Source organism: Nocardia sp. NPDC051052, assembly GCF_044456045.1.
Classification (GTDB): domain Bacteria; phylum Actinomycetota; class Actinomycetes; order Mycobacteriales; family Mycobacteriaceae; genus Nocardia.
In genome coordinates, this window is the sequence record NZ_JBITFL010000003.1 from 171,580 (window position 1) to 191,889 (window position 20,310).

24 protein-coding genes are annotated in these 20,310 nt (G+C 67.5%); 9 read left to right on the forward strand and 15 right to left on the reverse strand.

The window, feature by feature from the left end; translation table 11 throughout:
- Nucleotides 1-312 precede the first annotated feature (312 nt).
- From ACIBCN_RS11025 to ACIBCN_RS11045, 5 genes are all read right to left on the reverse strand, one after another.
- Nucleotides 313-1,050, reverse strand: coding sequence for a phosphoglyceromutase (locus ACIBCN_RS11025; RefSeq protein WP_396991346.1), 738 nt, complete (start codon nucleotides 1,048-1,050; stop codon nucleotides 313-315).
- Nucleotides 1,051-1,074: 24 nt separating this feature from the next.
- Nucleotides 1,075-1,980 carry an ROK family protein gene (locus ACIBCN_RS11030; RefSeq protein ID WP_396991347.1) on the reverse strand — a complete coding sequence of 302 codons (906 nt, stop codon included), beginning with the start codon at nucleotides 1,978-1,980 and terminating at the stop codon, nucleotides 1,075-1,077.
- 10 nt (nucleotides 1,981-1,990) lie between these two features.
- On the reverse strand, nucleotides 1,991-2,467 hold the full coding sequence (locus tag ACIBCN_RS11035; protein WP_396991867.1) for a YbjN domain-containing protein: 477 nt from the start codon (nucleotides 2,465-2,467) through the stop codon (nucleotides 1,991-1,993).
- Nucleotides 2,468-2,490: 23 nt separating this feature from the next.
- Complete coding sequence (gene mshA, locus ACIBCN_RS11040; protein WP_396991348.1) at nucleotides 2,491-3,921, reverse strand: D-inositol-3-phosphate glycosyltransferase; 1,431 nt, start codon at nucleotides 3,919-3,921, stop codon at nucleotides 2,491-2,493.
- A 135-nt stretch (nucleotides 3,922-4,056) separates the two neighbouring features.
- Entirely contained in the window at nucleotides 4,057-4,878 is an 822-nt protein-coding gene (locus tag ACIBCN_RS11045) for an alpha/beta fold hydrolase (protein WP_396991349.1), read from the reverse strand.
- 72 nt (nucleotides 4,879-4,950) lie between these two features.
- Between ACIBCN_RS11045 and ACIBCN_RS11050 the strand changes: the two genes are divergently transcribed.
- Together ACIBCN_RS11050 and mscL are read left to right on the forward strand one after the other, a co-directional pair.
- Nucleotides 4,951-5,685 (forward strand): SDR family NAD(P)-dependent oxidoreductase, encoded by a 735-nt coding sequence (locus ACIBCN_RS11050; protein ID WP_396991350.1) that lies wholly within the window; start codon nucleotides 4,951-4,953, stop codon nucleotides 5,683-5,685.
- Nucleotides 5,686-5,818: 133 nt separating this feature from the next.
- Nucleotides 5,819-6,274, forward strand: a complete 456-nt coding sequence (gene mscL, locus ACIBCN_RS11055) for a large conductance mechanosensitive channel protein MscL (RefSeq protein ID WP_396991351.1) — start codon at nucleotides 5,819-5,821, stop codon at nucleotides 6,272-6,274.
- Between the two features lie 81 nt (nucleotides 6,275-6,355).
- On the opposite strand, the gene ACIBCN_RS11060 is transcribed toward mscL, so the two are convergent.
- Entirely contained in the window at nucleotides 6,356-7,588 is a 1,233-nt protein-coding gene (locus tag ACIBCN_RS11060) for an Ig-like domain-containing protein (RefSeq protein ID WP_396991352.1), read from the reverse strand.
- Between the two features lie 68 nt (nucleotides 7,589-7,656).
- Nucleotides 7,657-8,751, reverse strand: a complete 1,095-nt coding sequence (locus tag ACIBCN_RS11065; RefSeq protein ID WP_396991353.1) for a UDP-N-acetylmuramate dehydrogenase — start codon at nucleotides 8,749-8,751, stop codon at nucleotides 7,657-7,659.
- 24 nt (nucleotides 8,752-8,775) lie between these two features.
- On the opposite strand from ACIBCN_RS11065, the gene ACIBCN_RS11070 reads away from it, so the two are divergent.
- The 3 genes from ACIBCN_RS11070 (at nucleotide 8,776) to ACIBCN_RS11080 (ending at nucleotide 10,790) form a co-directional block, all read left to right on the forward strand.
- Nucleotides 8,776-9,261, forward strand: coding sequence for a DUF2505 domain-containing protein (locus ACIBCN_RS11070; protein ID WP_396991354.1), 486 nt, complete (start codon nucleotides 8,776-8,778; stop codon nucleotides 9,259-9,261).
- Nucleotides 9,262-9,480: 219 nt separating this feature from the next.
- A complete protein-coding gene (locus ACIBCN_RS11075; RefSeq protein ID WP_396991355.1) occupies nucleotides 9,481-10,002 on the forward strand; it encodes a DUF2505 domain-containing protein in 522 nt (173 codons plus the stop codon).
- Nucleotides 9,972-10,790, forward strand: a complete 819-nt coding sequence (locus ACIBCN_RS11080; protein WP_396991356.1) for a class I SAM-dependent methyltransferase — start codon at nucleotides 9,972-9,974, stop codon at nucleotides 10,788-10,790. The genes ACIBCN_RS11075 and ACIBCN_RS11080 overlap by 31 nt, the downstream gene beginning before the upstream one ends.
- Nucleotides 10,791-10,798: 8 nt before the next feature.
- Here ACIBCN_RS11080 and ACIBCN_RS11085 read toward each other — a convergent pair whose 3' ends face one another.
- Nucleotides 10,799-11,407 (reverse strand): hypothetical protein, encoded by a 609-nt coding sequence (locus ACIBCN_RS11085; protein ID WP_396991357.1) that lies wholly within the window; start codon nucleotides 11,405-11,407, stop codon nucleotides 10,799-10,801.
- Between the two features lie 99 nt (nucleotides 11,408-11,506).
- Here ACIBCN_RS11085 and ACIBCN_RS11090 point away from each other — a divergent pair, with 99 nt between their 5' ends.
- Nucleotides 11,507-12,238 carry a DUF2993 domain-containing protein gene (locus ACIBCN_RS11090; protein WP_396991358.1) on the forward strand — a complete coding sequence of 244 codons (732 nt, stop codon included), beginning with the start codon at nucleotides 11,507-11,509 and terminating at the stop codon, nucleotides 12,236-12,238.
- 76 nt (nucleotides 12,239-12,314) lie between these two features.
- On the opposite strand, the gene deoC is transcribed toward ACIBCN_RS11090, so the two are convergent.
- Nucleotides 12,315-12,983, reverse strand: a complete 669-nt coding sequence (deoC, locus tag ACIBCN_RS11095) for a deoxyribose-phosphate aldolase (RefSeq protein ID WP_396991359.1) — start codon at nucleotides 12,981-12,983, stop codon at nucleotides 12,315-12,317.
- Between the two features lie 159 nt (nucleotides 12,984-13,142).
- Between deoC and ACIBCN_RS11100 the strand changes: the two genes are divergently transcribed.
- Entirely contained in the window at nucleotides 13,143-13,703 is a 561-nt protein-coding gene (locus ACIBCN_RS11100; protein WP_396991360.1) for a GNAT family N-acetyltransferase, read from the forward strand.
- On the opposite strand, the gene ACIBCN_RS11105 is transcribed toward ACIBCN_RS11100, so the two are convergent.
- Nucleotides 13,691-13,972 carry a hypothetical protein gene (locus tag ACIBCN_RS11105; RefSeq protein ID WP_396991361.1) on the reverse strand — a complete coding sequence of 94 codons (282 nt, stop codon included), beginning with the start codon at nucleotides 13,970-13,972 and terminating at the stop codon, nucleotides 13,691-13,693. The genes ACIBCN_RS11100 and ACIBCN_RS11105 overlap by 13 nt on opposite strands.
- Before the next feature lie 112 nt (nucleotides 13,973-14,084).
- Here ACIBCN_RS11105 and purU point away from each other — a divergent pair, with 112 nt between their 5' ends.
- Nucleotides 14,085-14,975, forward strand: a complete 891-nt coding sequence (purU, locus tag ACIBCN_RS11110; RefSeq protein WP_396991362.1) for a formyltetrahydrofolate deformylase — start codon at nucleotides 14,085-14,087, stop codon at nucleotides 14,973-14,975.
- Nucleotides 14,976-15,100: 125 nt separating this feature from the next.
- Here the strand turns inward: purU and ACIBCN_RS11115 are convergent, their stop codons facing one another.
- The 5 genes from ACIBCN_RS11115 to ACIBCN_RS11135 all read right to left on the reverse strand — a co-directional run bounded on the left by ACIBCN_RS11115 (nucleotide 15,101) and on the right by ACIBCN_RS11135 (nucleotide 19,313).
- Entirely contained in the window at nucleotides 15,101-16,138 is a 1,038-nt protein-coding gene (locus tag ACIBCN_RS11115) for an alpha/beta fold hydrolase (RefSeq protein WP_396991363.1), read from the reverse strand.
- Nucleotides 16,139-16,276: 138 nt separating this feature from the next.
- The gene (locus tag ACIBCN_RS11120) at nucleotides 16,277-16,567 is read right to left on the reverse strand and encodes a DUF2516 family protein (RefSeq protein ID WP_040739461.1); all 291 of its coding nucleotides are present in this window, start codon (nucleotides 16,565-16,567) and stop codon (nucleotides 16,277-16,279) included.
- A 129-nt stretch (nucleotides 16,568-16,696) separates the two neighbouring features.
- On the reverse strand, nucleotides 16,697-17,371 hold the full coding sequence (locus ACIBCN_RS11125; protein ID WP_396991364.1) for a heparin-binding hemagglutinin: 675 nt from the start codon (nucleotides 17,369-17,371) through the stop codon (nucleotides 16,697-16,699).
- Nucleotides 17,368-17,871, reverse strand: coding sequence for a helix-turn-helix domain-containing protein (locus ACIBCN_RS11130; RefSeq protein ID WP_396991365.1), 504 nt, complete (start codon nucleotides 17,869-17,871; stop codon nucleotides 17,368-17,370). The genes ACIBCN_RS11125 and ACIBCN_RS11130 overlap by 4 nt, the downstream gene beginning before the upstream one ends.
- Nucleotides 17,872-17,975: 104 nt before the next feature.
- Entirely contained in the window at nucleotides 17,976-19,313 is a 1,338-nt protein-coding gene (locus tag ACIBCN_RS11135) for a DUF445 domain-containing protein (RefSeq protein WP_396991366.1), read from the reverse strand.
- Between the two features lie 236 nt (nucleotides 19,314-19,549).
- Here ACIBCN_RS11135 and ACIBCN_RS11140 point away from each other — a divergent pair, with 236 nt between their 5' ends.
- On the forward strand, nucleotides 19,550-20,233 hold the full coding sequence (locus ACIBCN_RS11140) for a TetR/AcrR family transcriptional regulator (protein ID WP_396991367.1): 684 nt from the start codon (nucleotides 19,550-19,552) through the stop codon (nucleotides 20,231-20,233).
- Nucleotides 20,234-20,310: the final 77 nt, after the last annotated feature.

Consider the following 20,310-nt stretch of genomic DNA (forward strand, 5'->3'; position numbering starts at 1 on the left):
AGCCCTGGTAACACGCGTTTCATTGGGAGCCGTCGACGAGAACCAACGCTCACTGTGCAGTCGACCGAACTCGCCATCCGTCAATGGCACGCAGCCCGGTACTGTGTCGGAGAACACCCCTCACCAGCGCGGATCCAACCAGCAGTCGTAGCTTCCAGCAATCGCACAGCGAGGCGTGCTCCAGCCGTACCCGGTCGGCCCCACCCCAGCGACGAGCGGCACATGGCGAGAGCGCTCGTTGCATGCGGTAGCGCTGAAATAGCAACGCGCCGCACCCCATTCGGGGCGCAGCGCGTTAGTGGTCGAGAGGTGTTACTTGCCGCCCTGATTGGCGACGGCAGCGGCGCCCGCGGCGGCCGCCTCCGGATCCAGGTACTCGCGCGGACGAACCGGGCGCAGGTTTTCGTCGAGTTCGTACCGCAGCGGAATGCCGGTCGGAATGTTCAGCCCGGCGATGTCGTCGTCGGAGATCTGATCGAGGTGCTTGACCAGCGCGCGCAGCGAGTTGCCGTGCGCGGCGACCAGCACGGTCTTGCCGGTGAGCAGGTCCTTGGAGATGGTGTCCGCCCAATAGGGGACCATCCGATCGACCACGTCGAGCAGGCACTCGGACTTCGGAACCTCGATGCCCGCGTAGCGCGGGTCACCCTCCTGGCTGTACTCGTCGCCCGGGTCGATCGCCGGCGGCGGGGTGTCGTAGCTGCGGCGCCACAGCATGAACTGGTCGTCGCCGTACTTGTCCCGCACCTGCGCCTTGTTCTTGCCCTGCAGCGCGCCGTAGTGCCGCTCGTTGAGCCGCCAGTCCCGGATCACCGGGATCCAATGCCGGTCGGCGGCGTCCAGCGCGAGGTTGGCGGTGCTGATCGCGCGGCGCAGCAGCGAGGTGTAGACGACGTCGGGCAGGATGCCGTGTTCGGCCAGCAGCTCCCCCGCGCGCTTGCCCTCGGCGATGCCCTTGTCGGTCAGATGCACGTCCACCCAGCCGGTGAACAGGTTCAGGGCATTCCATTCGCTCTCGCCGTGGCGCAGCAGCACGAGGGTGTAGGTCATGCGGGCCATTCTTCCATTGGAGCCTCAGCCGATGTCGTCGGCGGTGGCGTGGCCGGTGGCGAGGACGCCCGCGCCGACGAGGGTGGCGCCGTTGCTGATGCGGGACTCGACGACGCGCAATTCGCGGGTGAAGTCGAGGCGCGCGTGCTTGTCCAGCGCCGCGCGCATCGGCTTCCACAGTGGCTCACCGGATTGCGCGAAGCCGCCGCCGATGACGCAGATGTCGACATCGAGCAGCGCCGCGGCCGAGGCGATCGCCTGACCGAGCGCGGTACCTGCCCGATGCAACGCCGCGAGGGCGATCTCGTCGCCGGTGTTCGCGGCCTCGGCCAGCTGTAGACCGGTCGTGCCTTTCCAGCCCTGCCGCACCGCCCAGCGCACCGAGGACATGCCGCTGGCGACCGCCTCGACACAGCCGACACCGCCGCACAGGCAGGGCACGTCCCAGCCGGGCACCACGATATGACCGATGTGACCGGCATTGCCGGTGCGTCCCATGACGACCCGGCCGTCCGCGATGATCCCGCCGCCGATCCCCGAGGAGACGGTCATCGCCAACCCGTTCGGTATCCCGCGCAGCGCGCCGACATGATGCTCGGCCAGCGCCAGGCAGGCCCCGTCGATGGCGAATTGGATTGCCGCCGTGGGGAACAGCTCCCGCACCGCGGCGACGATCGCGAACCCGGACTTCCATTCGGGGATGTTCAGCGGGGCGGTGATGCCGGTGCGCACGTCGACCGGTCCGGCCGAGCCGATGCCGATGGCGCTGATCGCCATGTCCCCCGCGACGTCGAGCAGCAGCCCGCGGCAGGCCTCCCACACCTTCTCGGGCGGCACCTCGACCCGGCGCACGTCCTGCACCGTTGTGCCGCTGTGCACCACACCGGCGGCGAACTTGGTCGCGCCGATATCCAAGGCAATGACTGTCATCGCAGTGAATTTACGGCTTGTCGGCAGCGTCTACCAGGTGTTCGAAGGCGCGCAGATTCTTCAGCGATTCACCGCGCGAGACGCGCCACTTCCATTCCTTGCGAATGGATTCGGCGAAGCCGAGCTCGAGCAGCACGTTGAAGTCCGCGTCGACGGCCTCGAGAATCTGACCGAAGAGCCGGTCGAGTTCGTCGGCGGTGACGGCGTGCGTGGCGGTCTGACCGACCAGGTAGATGTCGCCGACCCGGTCCAGCGTGTAGGCGACGCCGTAGAGCCTGCGGTTGCGCCGCAGCAGGAATTTGTAGACGCCCTCGAAATTTTCGTCCGGCTTGCGGCAGACGAACGACTCGATGCGGACGCCGTGCTTGCCGACGGTGAGCATCACGGTGGTCTTCAGCTTGCGCTCACCGGGCAGGATGACGACGAAGGTTTCCTCGCCGGAGCGCTCGTACTCGATCTCCCGGTCGCGCAGGGTCTCATCGATCAGCTGAGCGGTAGCCCGCACTTCATTCACCGACGTGCTCCCATCCGGCGCCGCCACAGCGCCCGCGACCTGGCCTGACTGGGTTCCAGGCTAGTGCGTTCACCGGGTACCCACTCACGCGCGTCAGCACGCGACGCGGCGTCGGCGCTGCCGCTCGCGACCAGCCGACCAGCGCCGATCCCGGCCCGCTCGGCCCGGAAATCGGCGAGTGCGGCGGAGTAGCTGGTGAGCAAACCGTCGGCGGTGTGCTCCCAGGAGAAGTTGGCGGCATGCTCGATCGCGCGCCCGCTCATCCGGCGCAGGCGCTCGGGATCGTCGAGCAGATAGGCGAGGGCGCCCGCCCAATCCGGCGTGCGGTGACCGGGCACGAGCAGGCCGGTTTCGCCGTGCCGGACGGCGGTGCCGAGCCCGCCGACATCAGCGGCGAGCACCGGGGTGCCGCTGGCCTGGGCCTCGATCGCGACCAGCCCGAAGGATTCGTTGTAGCTCGGCACGGCGACCAGATCGGCGGCGCGGTAGACCAGCACCAGGCGATCCGGCGGCTGCGGTGGCAGGAAGGTGACGCGGTCGGCGATGCCGAGCGCGGCGGCCAGCTCGATCAGCGCGTCGGGGCGTTCCAGGCCGGTGCCGGACGGGCCGCCGACGATCAGCACCCGCAGCCGGTGGGTGGGGTCGGCACGCAGTACCTCGGCCGCGGCGCGCACCAGCACGTCGGGTGCCTTCAACGGCTGGATCCGGCCGACGAACGCGACAACCTGTTCGTCGGCCGCCAAGCCGAGCGCCGCACGGGCGGCCGCCTTGTCGCCGGGCTGGTACCGGGTCAGGTCCGCGCCGGGGGGCACCACGTCGATGCGCTCGGGCTCCGCGCTGTACAGCTCAACGAGCTGGCGTGCCTCTTCGACGGTATTGGCGACCAGGCGATCGGCCTCACCGATCACCTGTTTCTCGCCGATCTCGCGGGTCAGTGGCTCCGGACAGTCGCCCTCGGCGAGCGCGGCGTTCTTCACCGCGGCCAGCGTGTGCGCGGTGTGTACCAGCGGCACCCGCCAGCGATCCCTGGCCAGCCAGCCGACCTGGCCGGACAGCCAATAGTGCGAGTGCACGAGGTCGTAGTAGCCGGGCAGGTGGCGTGCCTCTTGGCGCAGCACTTCCGCGGTGAACGGACAAAGCTGGGTGGGCAGGTCGTGTTTGTCGAGTCCCTCGAACGGGCCCGCCACTACGTTGCGCACCAGCACGCCGGGCCCCGCTTCTTGCACGGGCGGCAGATTGGAGGCGGTGGCCCTGGTGAAGATCTCCACCTCGGTGCCGCGGCGGGCCAGCTGGAGCGCGGTTTGCAGCACATAGACGTTCATGCCGCCCGCGTCGCCGGTGCCCGGTTGCGCCAGTGGTGAGGTATGCACCGATAGCACGGCGACACGGTTCGGCCGTAGGTCCGGGCGTTGACTCACACTATCCATAGTGCACGGTGGATTCCCGGCCTCCATACCGTCACGCCCCCAAGTGAGAGCTATCACAGGCGTTCGGTGAACCCGATCACACCGCTGCGGCACGCCGACCTGGGCGGACGCGGAATCACCGGCCGATCTAGGTATTTACAAGCTGTCGGCGAACATGCTGACCTCGGCGACGAAGCGGGTCCGGTCCTCGATGAACAGACCGTGCTTGGCGCCCTCCCAGAACGACGCGCGGGCATCCGGAGCGGCCTCGAAGATGTAGCGGCCGTTGTCGATCGGCACCACCGGGTCGTCGGTGCCGTGCAGCACGAGCACCGGAATATCCAGTGTGCGAAGGGTTTCCGTGTTGTCGACGGTTCGGTAGAACAGCGCCTTGCGTACCGAGGGCAAGGTGGCGAGGCTGGTACCGAACAGGCGCTGGGCGTCGGCACCCTTGTCCGCGCCGGGCCCGGTGTTGGCGTTGCCGAAGGCACCGAACGCGCGCACCGCGCGACCCGCGCTCTCCTCGAAGACACCGGGCATCGCCTCCTGCATGGCGGCGCCCGCGCCCGCGCCGGGCACGCCGCGCCCGATATTGGCCTGCGAGCTGGTGAAGACGACGCCCGCGACGGCCCCGGTGCCGTACGCGGTCAGGTAGTCGCTGAGCACGATGCCGCCGTAGGACCAGCCGAGCAGGATCGCGCCGGTGTCGATGCCCTCCGCCGCCAGCACGGCCGCGACGTCGGCGGCCCAGTTCTTCGGGTCGTCGTAGCCCGCGGCGGGCGCGTCGGAATAGCCGTGGCCGCGCAGGTCGACCGCGAGCACCCGGAAGCGCGCGGCGAGGTCGTCGGCGGCCCGCCCCCAGCAGCGCAGATTCGCGGACCACCCGTGCAACAACACCAGCGGACGCGCGTCGGCGGGGCCGCTCACTCGGTAGACGATGTTCGTTCCGTCCGCGCTCACCGCGTCCCGAATAGCCATACCGATCAGGCTAACGGTGATCCCCGCGACAGTGCTCCGGTCCGCAAACGGGCTGCACCTAGGATCGCACTCATGAGCACTCGCACCGCTGTTGTCACCGGAGCCAGCTCCGGCATCGGGGAGGCCACCGCCCGGGAACTGGCCAAACAGGGCTATCACGTCTACGTCGGCGCCCGCAGGCTCGATCGCCTGCAGCGCGTCGCCGACGAAATCGGCGGCACCGCACTGGAACTCGATGTGACCTCGGACGAGTCGGTGCGGGCCTTCACCGATGCGATCGAGCGCGCCGACATCCTGGTCAACAACGCGGGCGGTGCGAAGGGCATGGCCTCGGTCGCGGACGCCGATCTGGACGACTGGCGCTGGATGTGGGAGACCAATGTGCTCGGCACGCTGCGCCTCACAAAGGCGTTGCTGCCCAAGCTGATCGCCTCCGGCGACGGCCTCATCGTCACCATCACCTCGGTCGCCGCCTTCGTCGCCTACGACAACGGCGCGGGCTACACCTCGGCCAAGCACGCGCAGGCCGTACTGCACCGCACGTTGCGCGGCGAACTGCTCGGCAAGCCGGTGCGGCTCACCGAAATCGCGCCGGGCGCAGTGGAAACCGAGTTTTCGCTGGTCCGCTTCGACGGCGACGAGGAGCGGGCCGCCAAGGTCTACGAGGGCATCGACCCGCTGGTCGCGCAGGACATCGCAGAGATCGTCGGCTTCGTCGCATCGCGGCCGTCGCACGTGAACCTCGACCAGATCATCGTCAAGCCCCGCGACCAGGCCGGCGCGGGACGCTTCGCGCGGCGCAGCTGAGCACTGATAGCTGAATCGAATTACTCACTAACGGCAGCAGGTTAGCCGCGGGATTGCCATGTCTTCGCCGGTTACCTTCTGCCGTTAGCATCTGATGCTTTGACGTCTAGCTCAGATCGGAGTTGTTCGGCTCATGTTCAAGGGCTTCAAAGAGTTCCTGATGCGCGGGAACGTCATCGATTTAGCGGTCGCGGTCGTAATGGGCACTGCGTTCACCGCGGTGGTCACCTCGGTGACCAAGGGTGTGGTCAACCCCTTGCTCGCGGTGTTCGGCAATCAGAATGAGCTCGGCCTCGGAGTCCAGTTGATCGCGGACAAACCGGCGACGTTCATCCAGATCGGCCCGATCGTCACCGCTTTCATCAACTTCTTCGTGGTCGCCGCCGTGCTCTATTTCGTGCTGATGCTGCCGATGAAAACGATCAAGAACCGCTTCGGCACCACCAAAGCGGCCGAACCGACCGAGACCGAACTACTCATCGAGATCCGCGACCTGCTCGCCGAGCGCCACGATGCCGTACGGCACCAGCGGGCGGCGGACCGTGCCGTGGAGAACGACCCGGACTTGGACATTTCGCTGCGGCGCTGATGCCCGAGGCGACGACCGCGTCCCATTGACTCGCTGAATCCGCCTGCTCGAGTGCCACCATTCGACTCGCCTCGATGCTTTCTAGCGGGGTGGGCCGGGGGCTACCGGGGTTGCGGAGACTACCGAGGTGGAGCCGTCTTCTGCGGACATGGTTTTCCAGGTGGACCAGTCGATGGTCCAGTCGTAGAGGTCGCCGTCGGCGGCGGAGAGGGGGATGGAGGTGCCGGTTACTTCTACCGGGTCGCCGTAGAGGGCGGTGGGGAAGTATGCCTGGGCGTCGCCGGGGGACAGGTTTATGCAGCCGTTGGTCACGTTCGAAGAGCCTTGGGCGGAAACGGATTCCGGGTTGGCGTGGATGAATTCGCCGTTGTTGGAGATGCGTACGGCCCAGCGCTCGCGAACGTTGGTGTAGAACGGCGGGTTCGACATCATGAAGTCTTCGTATTTCTCGGTGACCACGTGCAGGCCGGAGCGGGTGACGTTGCGCGGTTCGTTGCCCTCGCCGTAGCTCACCGCGAAATCGAAGACGGTCTTGCCGTCCCGGACCACCTGCATGCGGTGGCTCGGCGCGTTGGCCTTCACGATCTGGCTGCGGCCGATGCGGAAATCCGTTGTCAGATCGGTGTATCCGTAGTTGCCGCCGCCGAGATCGAGGCCATAGAGCTTGGCCGAGACGTGCACGGTGGTGCCGGGCACCCAGTAATTCTTGGGGCGCCAATGCAATCGGGAGCCGTTGTCGTCGGGGAACCAGGCCCACGCACCCTCGGTGGGCGGGTCGGTGGTGATGGTCAGCGCCTTCTCCACCTCGGCCTTGTTCTGCACGGCGGCCTTGAACTGCAGGATGATCGGTGCGGCGATGCCGACCTCCTGGTTGTCCGCGATATTGATGGTCGCCGGGACGGCGTTCTTCGGCGCGAGCGTGCTGAACTTGCCCTCGATCGGGACCGGCTTGCGATCGGTGCCGATCGCGGTGCCCGACCAGGTGTAGGTGGCGTCGTAGCCGAGCGGCTCGGTGATCTTGTAACTGCGCTTGTCCGGGGCGAATTCGCCAGCCACCTGCTTGCCGTTGGCATTGGTCAGCGCGACCTGATCGATGGTGCCGTCGGCGACGGTGACCGAGGCGGCGGCGGTCGGGTTGACCTTCTTCGCGTCGTTCTCCGGTGCCAAGGTGACCTTGGCGACGGGCCCCGCTTCGCGCGGAGAAGAGTTGTTGCCGCCGCTGCCGGAGCTGCATCCGGCCACCAAGGCGACTACGACGAACAGCACGGCCGACACGGCGGCGACCGGTCTGCGGATCCCTGGACGGTTGCTCACTTCATCGAATTTACGCGGGCAAACTCGTTCGATTGGCTAGCGAAAGGTGTGGTGTCCGTTTCATCCGGTTAGAGCGGGACATCAACCGTCACGGGTTCTGGCTCGAGCCGGATGCCGAAACGCGTGGCCACGCCATCGCGCACCGTCCTGGCCAGATCCGCCAGATCCGCCGCGGTCGCGCCGCCGCGATTCGTGAGCGCAAGGGTGTGTTTGGTGGACAATCGGGCCGGTGCGTCAGGGCCGGGAAATCCCTTGGCGAAACCGGCCCGTTCGATGAGCCACCCCGCGGAAAACTTGACCCCGTCCGGTGCCGGATATGTCGGTACCGTGACATCACCCACATGTGCCGCGATCGCGGCGCGCACCTCGGCCACCCGGTCCTCGGGCACCACCGGATTGGTGAAGAAGGACCCCGCGCTCCAGGTGTCGTGGTCGGCGGCATCGAGGACCATGCCCTTGCTTGCCCGAAGCCGGAGCACGGCATCGCGGACCTCGGCGGCCGGGCGCGATTCGCCGTCGGCGGCGCCGAGCATGCTCGCGAGCTCACCGAAGCGCAGCGGCGCGCTCGCACCGCTCGGATCGAGGGCGAAGTCGACGGCGAGCACCAGGGCGTCGTCGCGATGCTTGAGCACACTGGTGCGATATCCGAAACCGAGCTCGCCGGGCCCGACCCAGCGGATCGCACCGCTACGACGATCGAGCAGCCGCACCCGGCGCAGCAGGGTCGCCACCTCCGCGCCGTACGCGCCGACGTTCTGCACCGGCGTCGCCCCGGCCGAACCCGGAATTCCGGACAGGCATTCGAGCCCGCCGAGCCCCGCCGCGACCGTAGCCGCGACGACCGCGTCCCAGTTCGCGCCTGCCTCGGCCAGCACGCCGTCCGCGCTCAGCTCGACGCCATCGGTCAGCACCCGCACCACCACGCCGTCGAAGCCGTCGTCGCTGATCAGCAGGTTGGAACCGCCCGCGATGAGCAGCACCGGAATGCCCGCCGCGTCCAGCGCGCGCACCGTCGCGACCAGCGTTTCGGTGGTCGCGCATTCGGCGACCGTGGCAGGCCCGCCGACCCGCAGCGTGGTCAGCTCGGCCAGCGGCACCGATTCGCGAATCCGGGCGCCGGTGGCGGCCAGCACATCCGACGGCACCACACGTGAAGTTCGCACAGGCAGACGGTAGCGTGTCCGACCATGGCTACACCGCTGGCGTACACGGCCCGCTACTTGCATCCCGCTGCCGCCGTGCGCGCGGCGTTCGCGAACGACCAGTATTGGAAAGACCGCGTTGCCGAGGTCGGCGGGCCCAATGCCCGGCTCGACTCGGTGAGTGTCAACGGCAACCAGATCCGGGTCCAGCTGGTGCAGGCCATCGCCGCCGAGCTGCTGCCCGCCGCGATCACCGCGGTGCGCCCCGGCGACCTGATCATCCCCCGCGTGGAGAACTGGGACGGCGACGCGGCCACCTTCTCGGCGACCGTGGACGGCGCGCCCGCCGAGGTGCGCGGCACCATCACGCTGAACGACGACGGCGCCGACTCGTCCGCGGCCGCCAACGGCACCATCGAGGTGAAGATCCCGCTGTTCGGCGGCAAGATCGAAGCCGCGATCGCCGAGCACCTGACCGAGGTGCTGAAGAACGAGGAAGAGTTCACCAACACCTGGCTCGACACGCACTGACACGCGGGAGTCGGTAGTGATTCGACCTGATCGATACTGACGTCGGCGACCATAACGCGCGAGGCCATCGAGCGCCGTTCGCGGCCCGTCTCGCGTCCGAGCTGTCGAAGCGCATGCGCCGCAGGCGCCAGTCTCGACAGCTCGGACGCGAGACACCCGGGGGCCGCGAACACGCCGCGCCCGCGCGGCCAAAAATACAGCCCAGTAATCTCTCGATTCATGGCCCGTCGACTTGATTACTCCGCGCGCTACCCGCTGCACACCACCAAAGAGCTCTACGCGGCGCTGTCGGACCGCGACTATTGGGACGCGCGGATGGCCGAGATGCGGAAGTACTCGCCGGGGAACGAAGTAGCGAACTTAATGGTGGGTGACGGCGGCATCGATGTCGAGCTGCACCATGTGCTGCCGCGCGAGATGCTGCCCGAGATCGCGCAGGCCGTGATGCGCAAGGACATGATCATCACCCGCAAGGAGAGCTACGGGCCGTTCGGCGCCGAGGAAGTCACCGGCAAGTACTCGGCCGCGATCCCGGCCGGGCCGGGCAGCCTGGGTGGCACCATCCGCCTGTTCCCCACCGATACCGGTTGCACCATGCGCTTCTCCTCGGAGGCCAAGGTGTTCATCCCGATGGTCGGCCCTCGGCTCGAGCAGCTGATGCTGGTGAACCTGATCGATCTCTTCCGTGCCGAAGCGGAATTCACGGTGCAGTGGCTGGACGATCATCACCCAACCAGCTGACCAAACCGGTCGGCTCCATCACCCGCGGCACCACCGGGGTCAATCGACTACGGCGCAGTGACCGCTGGCTGGTGCACGACGACCTGGTCGCCGGTCGACTACGGGCGGCGGCCGATCCGCTGGTCGTCGACCTCGGTTACGGGGCGAGCCCGTGGACGACACTGGAATTGGCCGGACGGCTGCGCGCCGTGCGCCCCGAGGTGCGCGTCGTCGGGTTGGAGATCGATCCGGAACGCGTTGTGCCCGGCCGTGATGGGGTGAGCTTCGCCCGTGGCGGATTCGAATTGGCCGGTCTGCGACCGGTTCTGGTGCGCGCGTTCAATGTCCTGCGCCAGTATCCGGAATCCGCTGTGCCCGAAGCCTGGTCGACTATCCTGTCCGGTCTCGCGCCGGACGGCCTGCTGGTCGACGGTACCTGCGACGAACTCGGCCGCCGCTGCGCCTGGGTGCTGCTCGATCGGTCCGGCCCGCGATCACTCACCCTGGCCTGGGACCCGTTCACCGTCGGCCAGCCCTCCGACATCGCCGAGCGACTGCCGAAAGCGTTGATTCACCGCAACATTCCGGGCGAGCCGATCCACGCCCTGCTCACCGCCGCCGACCGTGCCTGGGCCCGCGCCGCTCCCCTGGCCCCCTTCGGTCCCCGCATCCGCTGGCGCGCTACCGCCGAATCCCTACGGCGAGAAGGCTTCCCACTCCGCGCCTATCGACGGCGGATGCGTGATTGTGTGCTGTCCGTGCCGTGGGACGTCGTGGCCCCGAATCTCGAATCGCCCCAGGCGGATTGAACCGAGCGCTACGCGCCGGTCAGTGCGCGATAGACTCGCGACGCCCCGCGCTGGGTCAGACCGGCACCGGCGGAACGGATTTCGTCGCTGGTGCAGCGGTTGATGGCGATCGCGTCGATGACCACCTCGTCCAGCGCGGACTGCCCGATGTCCGACTCGGCCAGGTCGAGCACCGTGCGCAGCGGCGTGGTCACCAGGAAGGGGCCAGCCGACTCGATCTCGGTGCCGATCAGCGAACGCCGCAGCACCACCAGTCGCGGCGTCACCGGCGGACGGCCGGACCCCACCGATAGGTGCAGGAATCGGGGACGTAGTCGACCGATGCCGTGCAACTCGGCCGCGCTGTGATGGGAGACCGCCGCGGCGCCGTCGAACCAGGCTGCCCACATGGCGTATTCGTCGAGCGGGCCCGCGGGCCACTCGGCCAAGCGCAGCAGGCCGACCCCGGCTCTGGTCACCGAGCCGTCGCCGAGCGCGATGCGGACCCGTGCCTCACATCGGGTGCGCAGGACCTGCCGGGTGGTGAAGAAACCCGCGTGGCGACCGGCCAATCGGCGCAGCACCCGCCATCCGTGGTCCGCGGAACCGAATGCGCGGCCCGCCGCATCGCCAGCCATGTGCATCAGGCTACGCTCGATTCCTGTGTCACATGTCACATTCGATCCCCACAATGCCCCCTCAGAGACGGCACAGAAAGTTGGGGAAGAATCAGCCGCATGAGTACCAAGCCACCGTCCACCATGACGATCACCCGGCGGACCCTGCTGATCGCCCTGATCGTGGTAGCGATCCTGCTGGCCACGGCCCTGGTCGGCGGCGAGGCGTACGCCAGGCACACCGTGTCCCGCTGCATCAGTACGCAATTCGAGAAGGAGATGGGGTCGAAGATCGATGTGAGCTTCGGCGCCAAGCCGATGCTGATCACCTGGATCGACGGCAAGGTGCCGACGGTGAAGGTGGACAGCGACGACACCAAGTTCGGCCCCGCGGTCGGCATGGTGGTGCACGCCGAGTTCCACGACGTCGAGGTCACCGACAACGGCCGCGGCGGCGCGGTGATCGGCAGCTCGTCGGCCGATGTCACCTGGCACAACGACGGCATCCGGGAGACGCTCGGCGGGCTGGTCAGCGGCGTGAAATCGTCCGCGAGCTCGAACATGCTGACCCTGGACGTGCTCGGCGGACTGGCCCAGCTGCAGGTGAAGCCGGTCATCAAGGGCGGCGTCATCGAGGTGGAGACGATGTCGGCGCAGCTGCTCGGCGTTGGTCTACCCACCGACCTGGTGCAGGGCATCGTCGAGGTGTTCACCAAGAGCCTGCAGAGCTACCCGTACAACATGCGGCCGACCGACGTGCAGGTCACCGACGAAGGCATCGCCGTCAAGCTCGCGGGTAGCCGCGCCGAGCTGCCGGCCGCCGACAACAACACCAACGCCACCTGCTCCTGACCTGGCCGCGTGGCGAATTCGCCAGGCGGCCAGGCAGGTTCGTCGCCGATCCGAGAGCCGTTGCGGCCCAACCGCCTCAGGCGGGGAACCCGTCGAGCACCTCGCGCGACTTCGACAACCCGAGCCGGGTCGCGCCCGCCGCGATCAGCTCGGCCGCGGCCGCGGCGGTGCGGATACCACCGCTCGCCTTGACGCCGAGCCGTCCGCCGACGGTCGCGGCCATCAGCTCGACCGCGTGCACGCTGGCACCGCCCGCGGGGTGAAAACCCGTGGCGGTCTTCACGAAATTCGCACCGGCGCGTTCGGCGGTCCGGCAGACCTCGACGATCGTGTCGTCCGGCAGCGCGGCCGACTCGATGATCACCTTGAGCACCGCGCGATCGCCCATCGCCTCGCGCACCGTCACGATGTCCGCGAGCACCGCGTTGTAGTCGCCGGCGAGGGCCGCGCCGACATCGATGACCATGTCCACCTCGGCCGCGCCCTGGTCCACCGCGAGCCGCGCTTCGGCGCCCTTGACGAGCGAATGGTGTTTGCCGGACGGGAATCCGGCGACCGTCGCCACCACCAGCCCCGGCGCCTGCACCGGCAGCATCGATGGCGAAACGCAGATCGCCAGCACCCCCAGTTCGCGGGCTTCGTAGATCAGCGCGGCGACGTCGTCGGGGGTCGCCCCCGGCGCCAGCAGTGTGTGATCGATCATGGCGGCCACTTCGGCCCTGGTCGGAGACGCGGAACTTGCCATGAGCTGAGAGTCTGGCACACCTGTGGCGAATTCCGTTGCGCGCCTGGCGACACATCCCGCACACTCGTACCTGGTGACAGATCGCCGGTAGTGCCGTAGCGGTCGACTGATTAACGTGTGCGCCAGAGACCCCTACTCGGTTCGGGAGGAGACGACACCGTGCTGATCCGTCGCGAACGCGCCGACGACATCGCCGGGATCGCTGCCGTACATCGCAGCGCGTTCGGTCCGCACCAGGCGGATGGCGACCTGACCGAACTCACCGGCGAACCGCCGGACGAAGACGGCGCCGATCCGCCCGAGGTCGATCTGGTCGCCCGGCTGCGCAGCGATCCGGGCTGGATTCCGACGCTCTCGATGGTGGCAGTGGAGTATCAGACGGTGATCGGGCACGTCTGCCTCACCAGAGGAGCCATCGGCCCGTTCCCGGTGCTGGCGCTCGGCCCGATCGGGATCCTCGCCGAACATCAGCGCACCGGTGTCGGCTCGGCCCTCATGCACGCCGTCCTCGGTGCCGCCGACGCCCTCGACGAGCCCCTGGTCTGCCTGCTCGGCCACCTCGACTATTACCCGCAATTCGGCTTCGTCCCCGCCGCGCGCCTCGGTATCGCTCCCGACGACCCGTCTTGGGTATCGCATTTCCAGGTGCGCGCGCTCAGCGCCTACGACTCCAGAATCACCGGCGAATTCCGTTATCCGGAACCGTTTTACGAGATGTGAGCGCGTACCAGGTCGTACACATACGAGCGATCGTCCTTGCGGCTCACCCAGGTCCCCTCGGGCGGCCGGTCGCCGTGCCCCGCGTCGTCGAACGGCCGGCTCGACACCGCCCCCGACGCGGTGACCACGCACCAGCCGAAGTCCGGTAACCGCCGACACCACAGGTCGAGATCGACGCGTTTGAAGGACGGATAACCGTGCGCCGATCCGTCCGGCGCGAATTCGTATGTCAGCCCGTCTATATGCCGCACAAACTTCAAACCATCCACCACCTCATCCTGAGACCTCGACGCCCCGCAGGCGACTCCGCCACGCCGCCGCCTTCGGTGCTCGGGCAAACCTATTCGCAGGCCACCTGGCACAACCTGGAAGGATGAGCCCATGAGTTCCGCTCTACCTGCCCTGGACGACCGCCGCTTCGTACTGACGCTCGGCTGTCCCGACCGTCCGGGCATCATCGCCAGGATCACCTCGTTCATCGCCGACTTCGGCGGATCGATCGTGGAGGCGGGTTACCACTCCGACACGGACAGCGGCTGGTTCTTCACCCGCCAGGCGATCAAGGCCTCGACGGTGCCGTTCGGGCTCGCGGAACTGCGCGATCGGTTCGCCGGGGTCGCCGCCGAGCTGGGTCCGGAGACGGAATGGCAGTTGCTCGATTCGGGCGAACGCCGCAAGGCGGTGCTGCTGGTCAGCAAGGACGGACACTGCCTGCACGATCTGCTCGGCCGCGCCGCCAGCGGCGAGCTGCCCGCGACCATCGAGGCGGTCATCGGCAATCACCCCGACCTGGCCGAGATGACCGAGGCGCACGGCGTGAAGTTCCATCATGTGCGGTTCCCGAAGGACCCGGCCGAGCGCGGCCCCGCCTTCGCGGAGGTCCGCTCGCTGGTCGACTCGCACAACCCGCACGCGGTGGTGCTCGCCCGATTCATGCAGGTGCTCCCGCCGGAACTGTGCGCGCATTGGACCGGCCGGGCGATCAACATCCACCACAGCTTCCTGCCGTCGTTCGTCGGCGCCCGCCCGTACCACCAGGCATTCGCCCGCGGTGTGAAGCTGATCGGCGCCACCTGCCACTACGTCACGGCGGAACTCGACGCAGGCCCGATCATCGAGCAAGACGTGAGCCGCATCGACCACGCCGCCGACGTTCGCGACATGATCCGGCAGGGCCGCGACATCGAACGCGTCGTCCTGGCCCGCGGCCTCCGCTGGCACCTAGAGGGCCGAGTCCTCGTGCACGGCCGCCGCACCGTGGTCTTCACCTGACCAGATCCGCACTCTTCCTAGGGATCCGCACCGACTCTAGGGCCCTGTTCCGGGTGCGGCTCCCGAGAGAGTGCGGCTCTCGAAAGAGGGTGCGGATTCTGCTGTCAGCTGGCGAGCCTAGGGAGTCAGCCTGCGATTTCGGTGCGTTGGCGGACCGATTCGAGGAGGTGGCCTAGCTCCTCGTTGAACTGTTCGTAGGCTTCGGTGTTGCCTAGGTGGCCGGTGGGGAGCTTCACAAAGCGCGCCAGACTGCCTGTCTCCCTGAGCATTTGGGCGATTCGCTCGGAGTGCACCACGGGCGTCATGTCGTCGTACGACCCAGCTATCACCGTGGTGGGTACCACCAGGTTGCGCGCTGCCTCGCCGACGTTCATGTCGGCGAGCAGCCTGCCGAACCTGGCGCGGACCACGGCCGGACAGGACCGGACGATGGCCATGCTGAAGTCGAGCAGGTCGCCCTTGGCCTTGGTGGTCATGATCGACCGCGCGAACAGCCAGCGCACCGGCGCGATGGGCGGGAAGACGAGCGGTGTGCCGAGCCCGAGGCGACCGAACAGGAAGGGCAGCGGAACCTTCAACTTCAGCAGCCGCATCGGCCGATTCATCAGCGGCACCACGGTGGTCTCGAAGACCAGCCGATCGGGGGCAGTATTGTTCAGCAGCACGGCGAGGGCCTGCTTGGCGACCCGGTCGGGGTAGCGCCCGGCCCAGGCCTGCAAGGTCATGCCGCCGAGGCTGTGGCCGACGAGCACGGCCCGCTGCTGGGGGTGCAGTGCCGCGTCGAGCACGGTGGCGAGGTCGTCGGCGAGCAGGTCCATGCTGAGCGGGCTGTCGCCCCGCTCGCTCTCGCCGTGGCCGCGCTGGTCGTAGGCGACCACGCGGTACTCGCCGGCGAAGGCGTTGATCTGCGCGTTCCAGTATTCGATGCAGCAGGTCCAGCCGTGCACCAGCACGATCACCGGCCGGTCGGCGGGCCCGTAGGCGTGCACCCGGAGCCGGGCACCGTCGCGGGTGGTCACCGGGATCACCTCGGGCGCGAGCGCGGGCGGGTTGAACGCGGCGGTCGCGTAGGTGCGGGAACGCAGGTTCGCGCGGTGCGCGTCGAGCGACCCCCGAAGTTGACTCGGGAAGTTCACCAACGCAGTCGGCAGCATGGCACGCATCGGACACTCCTTTGTGTTACTGCTAGATACAGTAACTCCGATGTGTGCCGCTAGCTAGTGCTAGCACTCGAAAAGTTATCGAGTATTCGTTGCCCGATGCCTGGCACCGGAGCGCGGCCATGCCTGGCCGCGACGCTGCTACCAGCGCGGACCGCGCTGAATCTCATCCACCTTCGGCCGCACATCGGCCAGATAGATACCGGTCGCGATGATGGCGGCGAACGAGAGCAGGCCGAGACCGGCGGGCGAGAGCAGCAGCAGAACCACGGCGACACCGAGGATCGCCAGCCAGATCTGCTTGGTCAGCTTGTCCACCGCGGTGAACGCGTCCGGACGCTGCCGCACGGCATGGATCAGCGCGAAGATCGTCGCGCCGAGCGCGGCCAGCCACAGCACGAGCAAGATCATCCCGGTCAATCCGTGCACCATATTCACCTGTCCCATCATACGAGCAACGCCCCCGCACCTCAGAGGGTGCGGGGGCGTTGCCTAATCTTGCGCCAATAGCCGTGCGGCCCTTGCGGATCAGTGCTCAGAACCGGCGGCGAATCGGTCGGATCATGCCTTCTTCGGCGCGGCCTTCTTGGCGGGTGCCTTCTTGGCCGGAGCCTTCTTGGCGACGGGCGCGACCGGCTCGACCGGCTCGACGGGCGCGCCGTTGACCTCGGGGGCGGGGGTGGTCTCGGTGGTCACCGTGACGACCTCGGCATCGACGACGGGCGCGGCGGCCTCGTCCTCGACCTTGGCCGGACGGCCGAGCAGGCCGTTGACGCGACCCAGCACGTCTTCGGCGCGGGTCGCGGCGTCCTTGTACAGGCCCTCGACGCGCTCGAGCTGCTCCTCGACCAGGTGGTTGGCGCGCAGCCGCTCCACGGTCTCCTCGCCGCGCACGGCGAGATCGGCGTAGATGTCGAGCACCTGGTGGTAGTACTTGTCGGCCAGCGTGCGCAGTTCCTCGGGGGTGAACTTCTCGCGCAGCTCGGCGAGGTCCTCCGGCAGTTCCGAGGGCAGTCCGGCCAGCCGCTCGCGCAGCGTCTCGAACTGGGCCTGCACGTCGGCGGGCACGTTGGCGAAGCGCTCACGGGCTTCTTCGACCCGGGCGGAAACGTCGGTCGCGGCGGCGCGCTCACGCACCTGGGTGACCACATCGGTCACGGCGGCGTAGATGGCGTCGCCCGCACCGACGGTCGCGAGGATCGGCTTGGTCACGGTCGGGTTGGTCTTCTCGGTCATGGTATTTCGTTCTCCTGGCGTGGCGGAGTTTCGGTTGTTGTGCGCGGAACGACGCTGTCCCCATCCCCCCCGGGCTCGTTCCCTCCGTTTTCCCGGCGAAACGATTCATAGATTTCGAGCAGCACCTGCTTTTGCCGTTCGCTGACTGACGTATCGGCAAGCAGGGCATCCCGGACCGGGCTGTGTGGCCGCTGTTCGAGATAACCGGCCCGGACGTACAACACCTCCGACGACACCCGCAGTGCCTTGGCGATCTGCGCGAGTACCTCGGCGGATGGATTGCGCAATCCGCGCTCGATCTGGCTGAGGTACGGATTGCTCACTCCCGCAAGGGTGGCGAGCTGACGCAGCGAGACTTGCGCGGCCTCTCGCTGTGCCCGGATGAAGCCTCCGATGTCGTGCGCCGCGTTTACCACGCGGGCCGCTTTTTCTCCGACGCCGGCCGATTGCTCGGCCGAACTATCGGCGTACTCGGCGGAAACCTCGGGCTGGTCTGCCATCACTCACCTTCTGGCGGTTGTACAAGTTCAATTCTAGGACAGGGTGCTAACTATTGCAAGCAGTCTGTTAGCACCCTCTCGGCAAACATCCGGCGCGCTACGCCTCAGCCACCGAACATCAACTGCGAAATTGTGTAAATCACCAGGCCCGCAAGCGAACCGACGACCGTTCCATTGATGCGGATGAATTGCAGATCACGCCCAACCTGCAATTCGATCTTCTTGCTTGCCTCGTCCGCATCCCACCTGGCAACCGTATCGGTCACCAGGGTGCTGATCTCCCCGGCGTAGTTCCCTACGAGATACCTTGCCCCCCGGTCGATCCAGCCGTCCACCTTCGCGCGCATATCGGCGTCGTCACGCAACCGCTCACCGAGTTGCCGCACGTTCTCGCCGACCTTACGCCGCAACGTACTGTTCGGATCGTCGGCCGATTCCAAGATCAATCGCTTGGCCGCCCGCCAGGTCGCCTCGGCCATCCCGGTGATTTCGTCGCGGCCCATGATCTGCGCCTTGATCCGCTCGGCCTTCTTGATCATCGCGTCGTCGTGCTGCAGGTCGTCGGCGAATTCCTCGAGAAAACGATTCGCGGCGAGCCGCACCTCATGCTCGGGATTGGACCTGACCTTCCAGGTGAACTCCACCAGCTCGCGGTAGATCCGTTCGGAAAGTAAAATGTTGACGAATTTCGGGGCCCATTGCGGTGCGTCGCGCAAGACGATTCGGTCGATCGTCTCCTGCGAACCCAGCGCCCACTGGTGCGCCCGCTCGGCGAGCAGGTCGATCAGCACGAGTTGCCGGTTGTCGGCGAGCAACTCCGAAAGCACCCGGCCGATCGGCGGACCCCAGAGCGGTTCGGCGATCCGCTTCACGATCGTCTGGTCGATGATCTGCTCGACGTCCTCGTCGCGCAGCACGTCGACCGCCGCACGCAGCAGCGTCGAACTCTCCTCGGCCACCCGGGCGGCATGACCGGGGTCGGCCATCCACTTACCCACCCGCCAGGAGATCTGCGCCGACGTCACCTTAGCCGAAACCACCTCCGGGGCAAGGAAATTGGTGCCGACGAAGGTGCCGAGACTCTCCCCGAGCTGGTCCTTCTTCTTGCGGATGATCGCGGTGTGCGGAATGGGCAGGCCGAGCGGATGCCGGAACAGCGCGGTGACCGCGAACCAGTCGGCAAGCGCGCCGACCATGCCCGCCTCCGACGCGGCCCGCACGTAATCCACCCAGCCACCGCCGCTGCCCCGCGATTCCAGCCAGCGACAGAACAGATAGATCGCCGTCGCCACCGCGAGCAGGCCGGTGGCCAGCGCCTTCATCCGCCAGAGGTCGCGTCGCTTGCTTTCCTCGTCGAGGACTGCGGCGAAGCCGAACGGCGCGGCCGCACCGGGCGCCGGGGCCGTTTCCAGGACCGCGATGTTGCCGGGAGCTTTCTCCATGTCTCCATTCTGCTGTGCCGGACGCCCGGCCCGCCGCAGGGCGGCCTCGCGCATTCGCGCTCGCAAGCGCTCCGAGCGGAAGATGTGCAACCCGTCGCATCCCTGCCCAAACGCGCATATCACCAGCGACCGGGACCTAAGCTGGTGGTCCGAGGAGAAACCGACGAACAAGGGAGCCCACGCTGTCCACCGATGACCTTGTCGATGTCGGCGAACTCGCCGACCGACCGGCGGCGGTGCGCACCGGCCGGCAGGATGGCCGCAAACGCCGTTGGCGCCAGCACAAGATCGACCGTCGCGAGGAACTCGTCGACGGCACCCTTGCCGCTGTCCGAGCACGCGGCTCCAATGCCGGGATGGACGAGATCGCCGCCGAGATCGGCGTCTCCAAAACCGTCCTCTACCGGTACTTCTCCGATAAGAACGACCTGGTCCACGCGACCATGCAGCGGTTCATCGAGACCACCCTGATGCCGCGGGTCTACGGCGCGATCAGCCTGGACGCGGACGAGTATCAGCTGGTCCGTTCGGCGCTGGCCGAGTATGTCGGCACCGTCGACGAGGACCCCGAGGTCTACCGCTTCATCATGGGCAACGGCTCGGCCGATCAGTCCTCGCTCGCCGAATTCGAGAAGCTCTTCGCCGAGGTGGTGGCCGCGGTCATCATCGATCGCGCGACGGAAAAGGGCATCCAGACCGACGGCGCGATGCTCTGGTCCTACGTGCTGGTCGGCGGCATTCAGTTGGCCACACACTGGTGGACCACCAACAAGACCATGTCCCGCGAAGAAGTGATCGACTACCTGACCATGATGGCCTGGAGCGCGATCGACGGGATGGCGCGTGCTAACGGCTCCGCCGAGGTGTTCAACGCGCAGTCGCACGTGCTGCCCGCACCCGGCGCGAACTCGGCTAACTGATCAATCGCCCGACTCCAGGGGTGCTAGCTGGGGTGCTAGCAAAAGTGTGACGAGGGGCTCGACTTTGCCGCGAGGTT

Coding starts and splice junctions, on each gene's coding strand:
- ACIBCN_RS11025 (WP_396991346.1), bottom strand. CDS start 1,050: ATGACCTACACCCTCGTGCTGCTGCGCCACGGCGAGAGCGAATGGAAT.
- ACIBCN_RS11030 (WP_396991347.1), bottom strand. CDS start 1,980: ATGACAGTCATTGCCTTGGATATCGGCGCGACCAAGTTCGCCGCCGGT.
- mshA (WP_396991348.1), bottom strand. CDS start 3,921: ATGGATAGTGTGAGTCAACGCCCGGACCTACGGCCGAACCGTGTCGCC.
- ACIBCN_RS11045 (WP_396991349.1), bottom strand. CDS start 4,878: ATGGCTATTCGGGACGCGGTGAGCGCGGACGGAACGAACATCGTCTAC.
- ACIBCN_RS11050 (WP_396991350.1), top strand. CDS start 4,951: ATGAGCACTCGCACCGCTGTTGTCACCGGAGCCAGCTCCGGCATCGGG.
- mscL (WP_396991351.1), top strand. CDS start 5,819: ATGTTCAAGGGCTTCAAAGAGTTCCTGATGCGCGGGAACGTCATCGAT.
- ACIBCN_RS11070 (WP_396991354.1), top strand. CDS start 8,776: ATGGCTACACCGCTGGCGTACACGGCCCGCTACTTGCATCCCGCTGCC.
- ACIBCN_RS11075 (WP_396991355.1), top strand. CDS start 9,481: ATGGCCCGTCGACTTGATTACTCCGCGCGCTACCCGCTGCACACCACC.
- ACIBCN_RS11085 (WP_396991357.1), bottom strand. CDS start 11,407: ATGGCTGGCGATGCGGCGGGCCGCGCATTCGGTTCCGCGGACCACGGA.
- ACIBCN_RS11090 (WP_396991358.1), top strand. CDS start 11,507: ATGAGTACCAAGCCACCGTCCACCATGACGATCACCCGGCGGACCCTG.
- deoC (WP_396991359.1), bottom strand. CDS start 12,983: ATGGCAAGTTCCGCGTCTCCGACCAGGGCCGAAGTGGCCGCCATGATC.
- purU (WP_396991362.1), top strand. CDS start 14,085: ATGAGTTCCGCTCTACCTGCCCTGGACGACCGCCGCTTCGTACTGACG.
- ACIBCN_RS11115 (WP_396991363.1), bottom strand. CDS start 16,138: ATGCGTGCCATGCTGCCGACTGCGTTGGTGAACTTCCCGAGTCAACTT.
- ACIBCN_RS11120 (WP_040739461.1), bottom strand. CDS start 16,567: ATGGTGCACGGATTGACCGGGATGATCTTGCTCGTGCTGTGGCTGGCC.
- ACIBCN_RS11125 (WP_396991364.1), bottom strand. CDS start 17,371: ATGACCGAGAAGACCAACCCGACCGTGACCAAGCCGATCCTCGCGACC.
- ACIBCN_RS11130 (WP_396991365.1), bottom strand. CDS start 17,871: ATGGCAGACCAGCCCGAGGTTTCCGCCGAGTACGCCGATAGTTCGGCC.
- ACIBCN_RS11135 (WP_396991366.1), bottom strand. CDS start 19,313: ATGGAGAAAGCTCCCGGCAACATCGCGGTCCTGGAAACGGCCCCGGCG.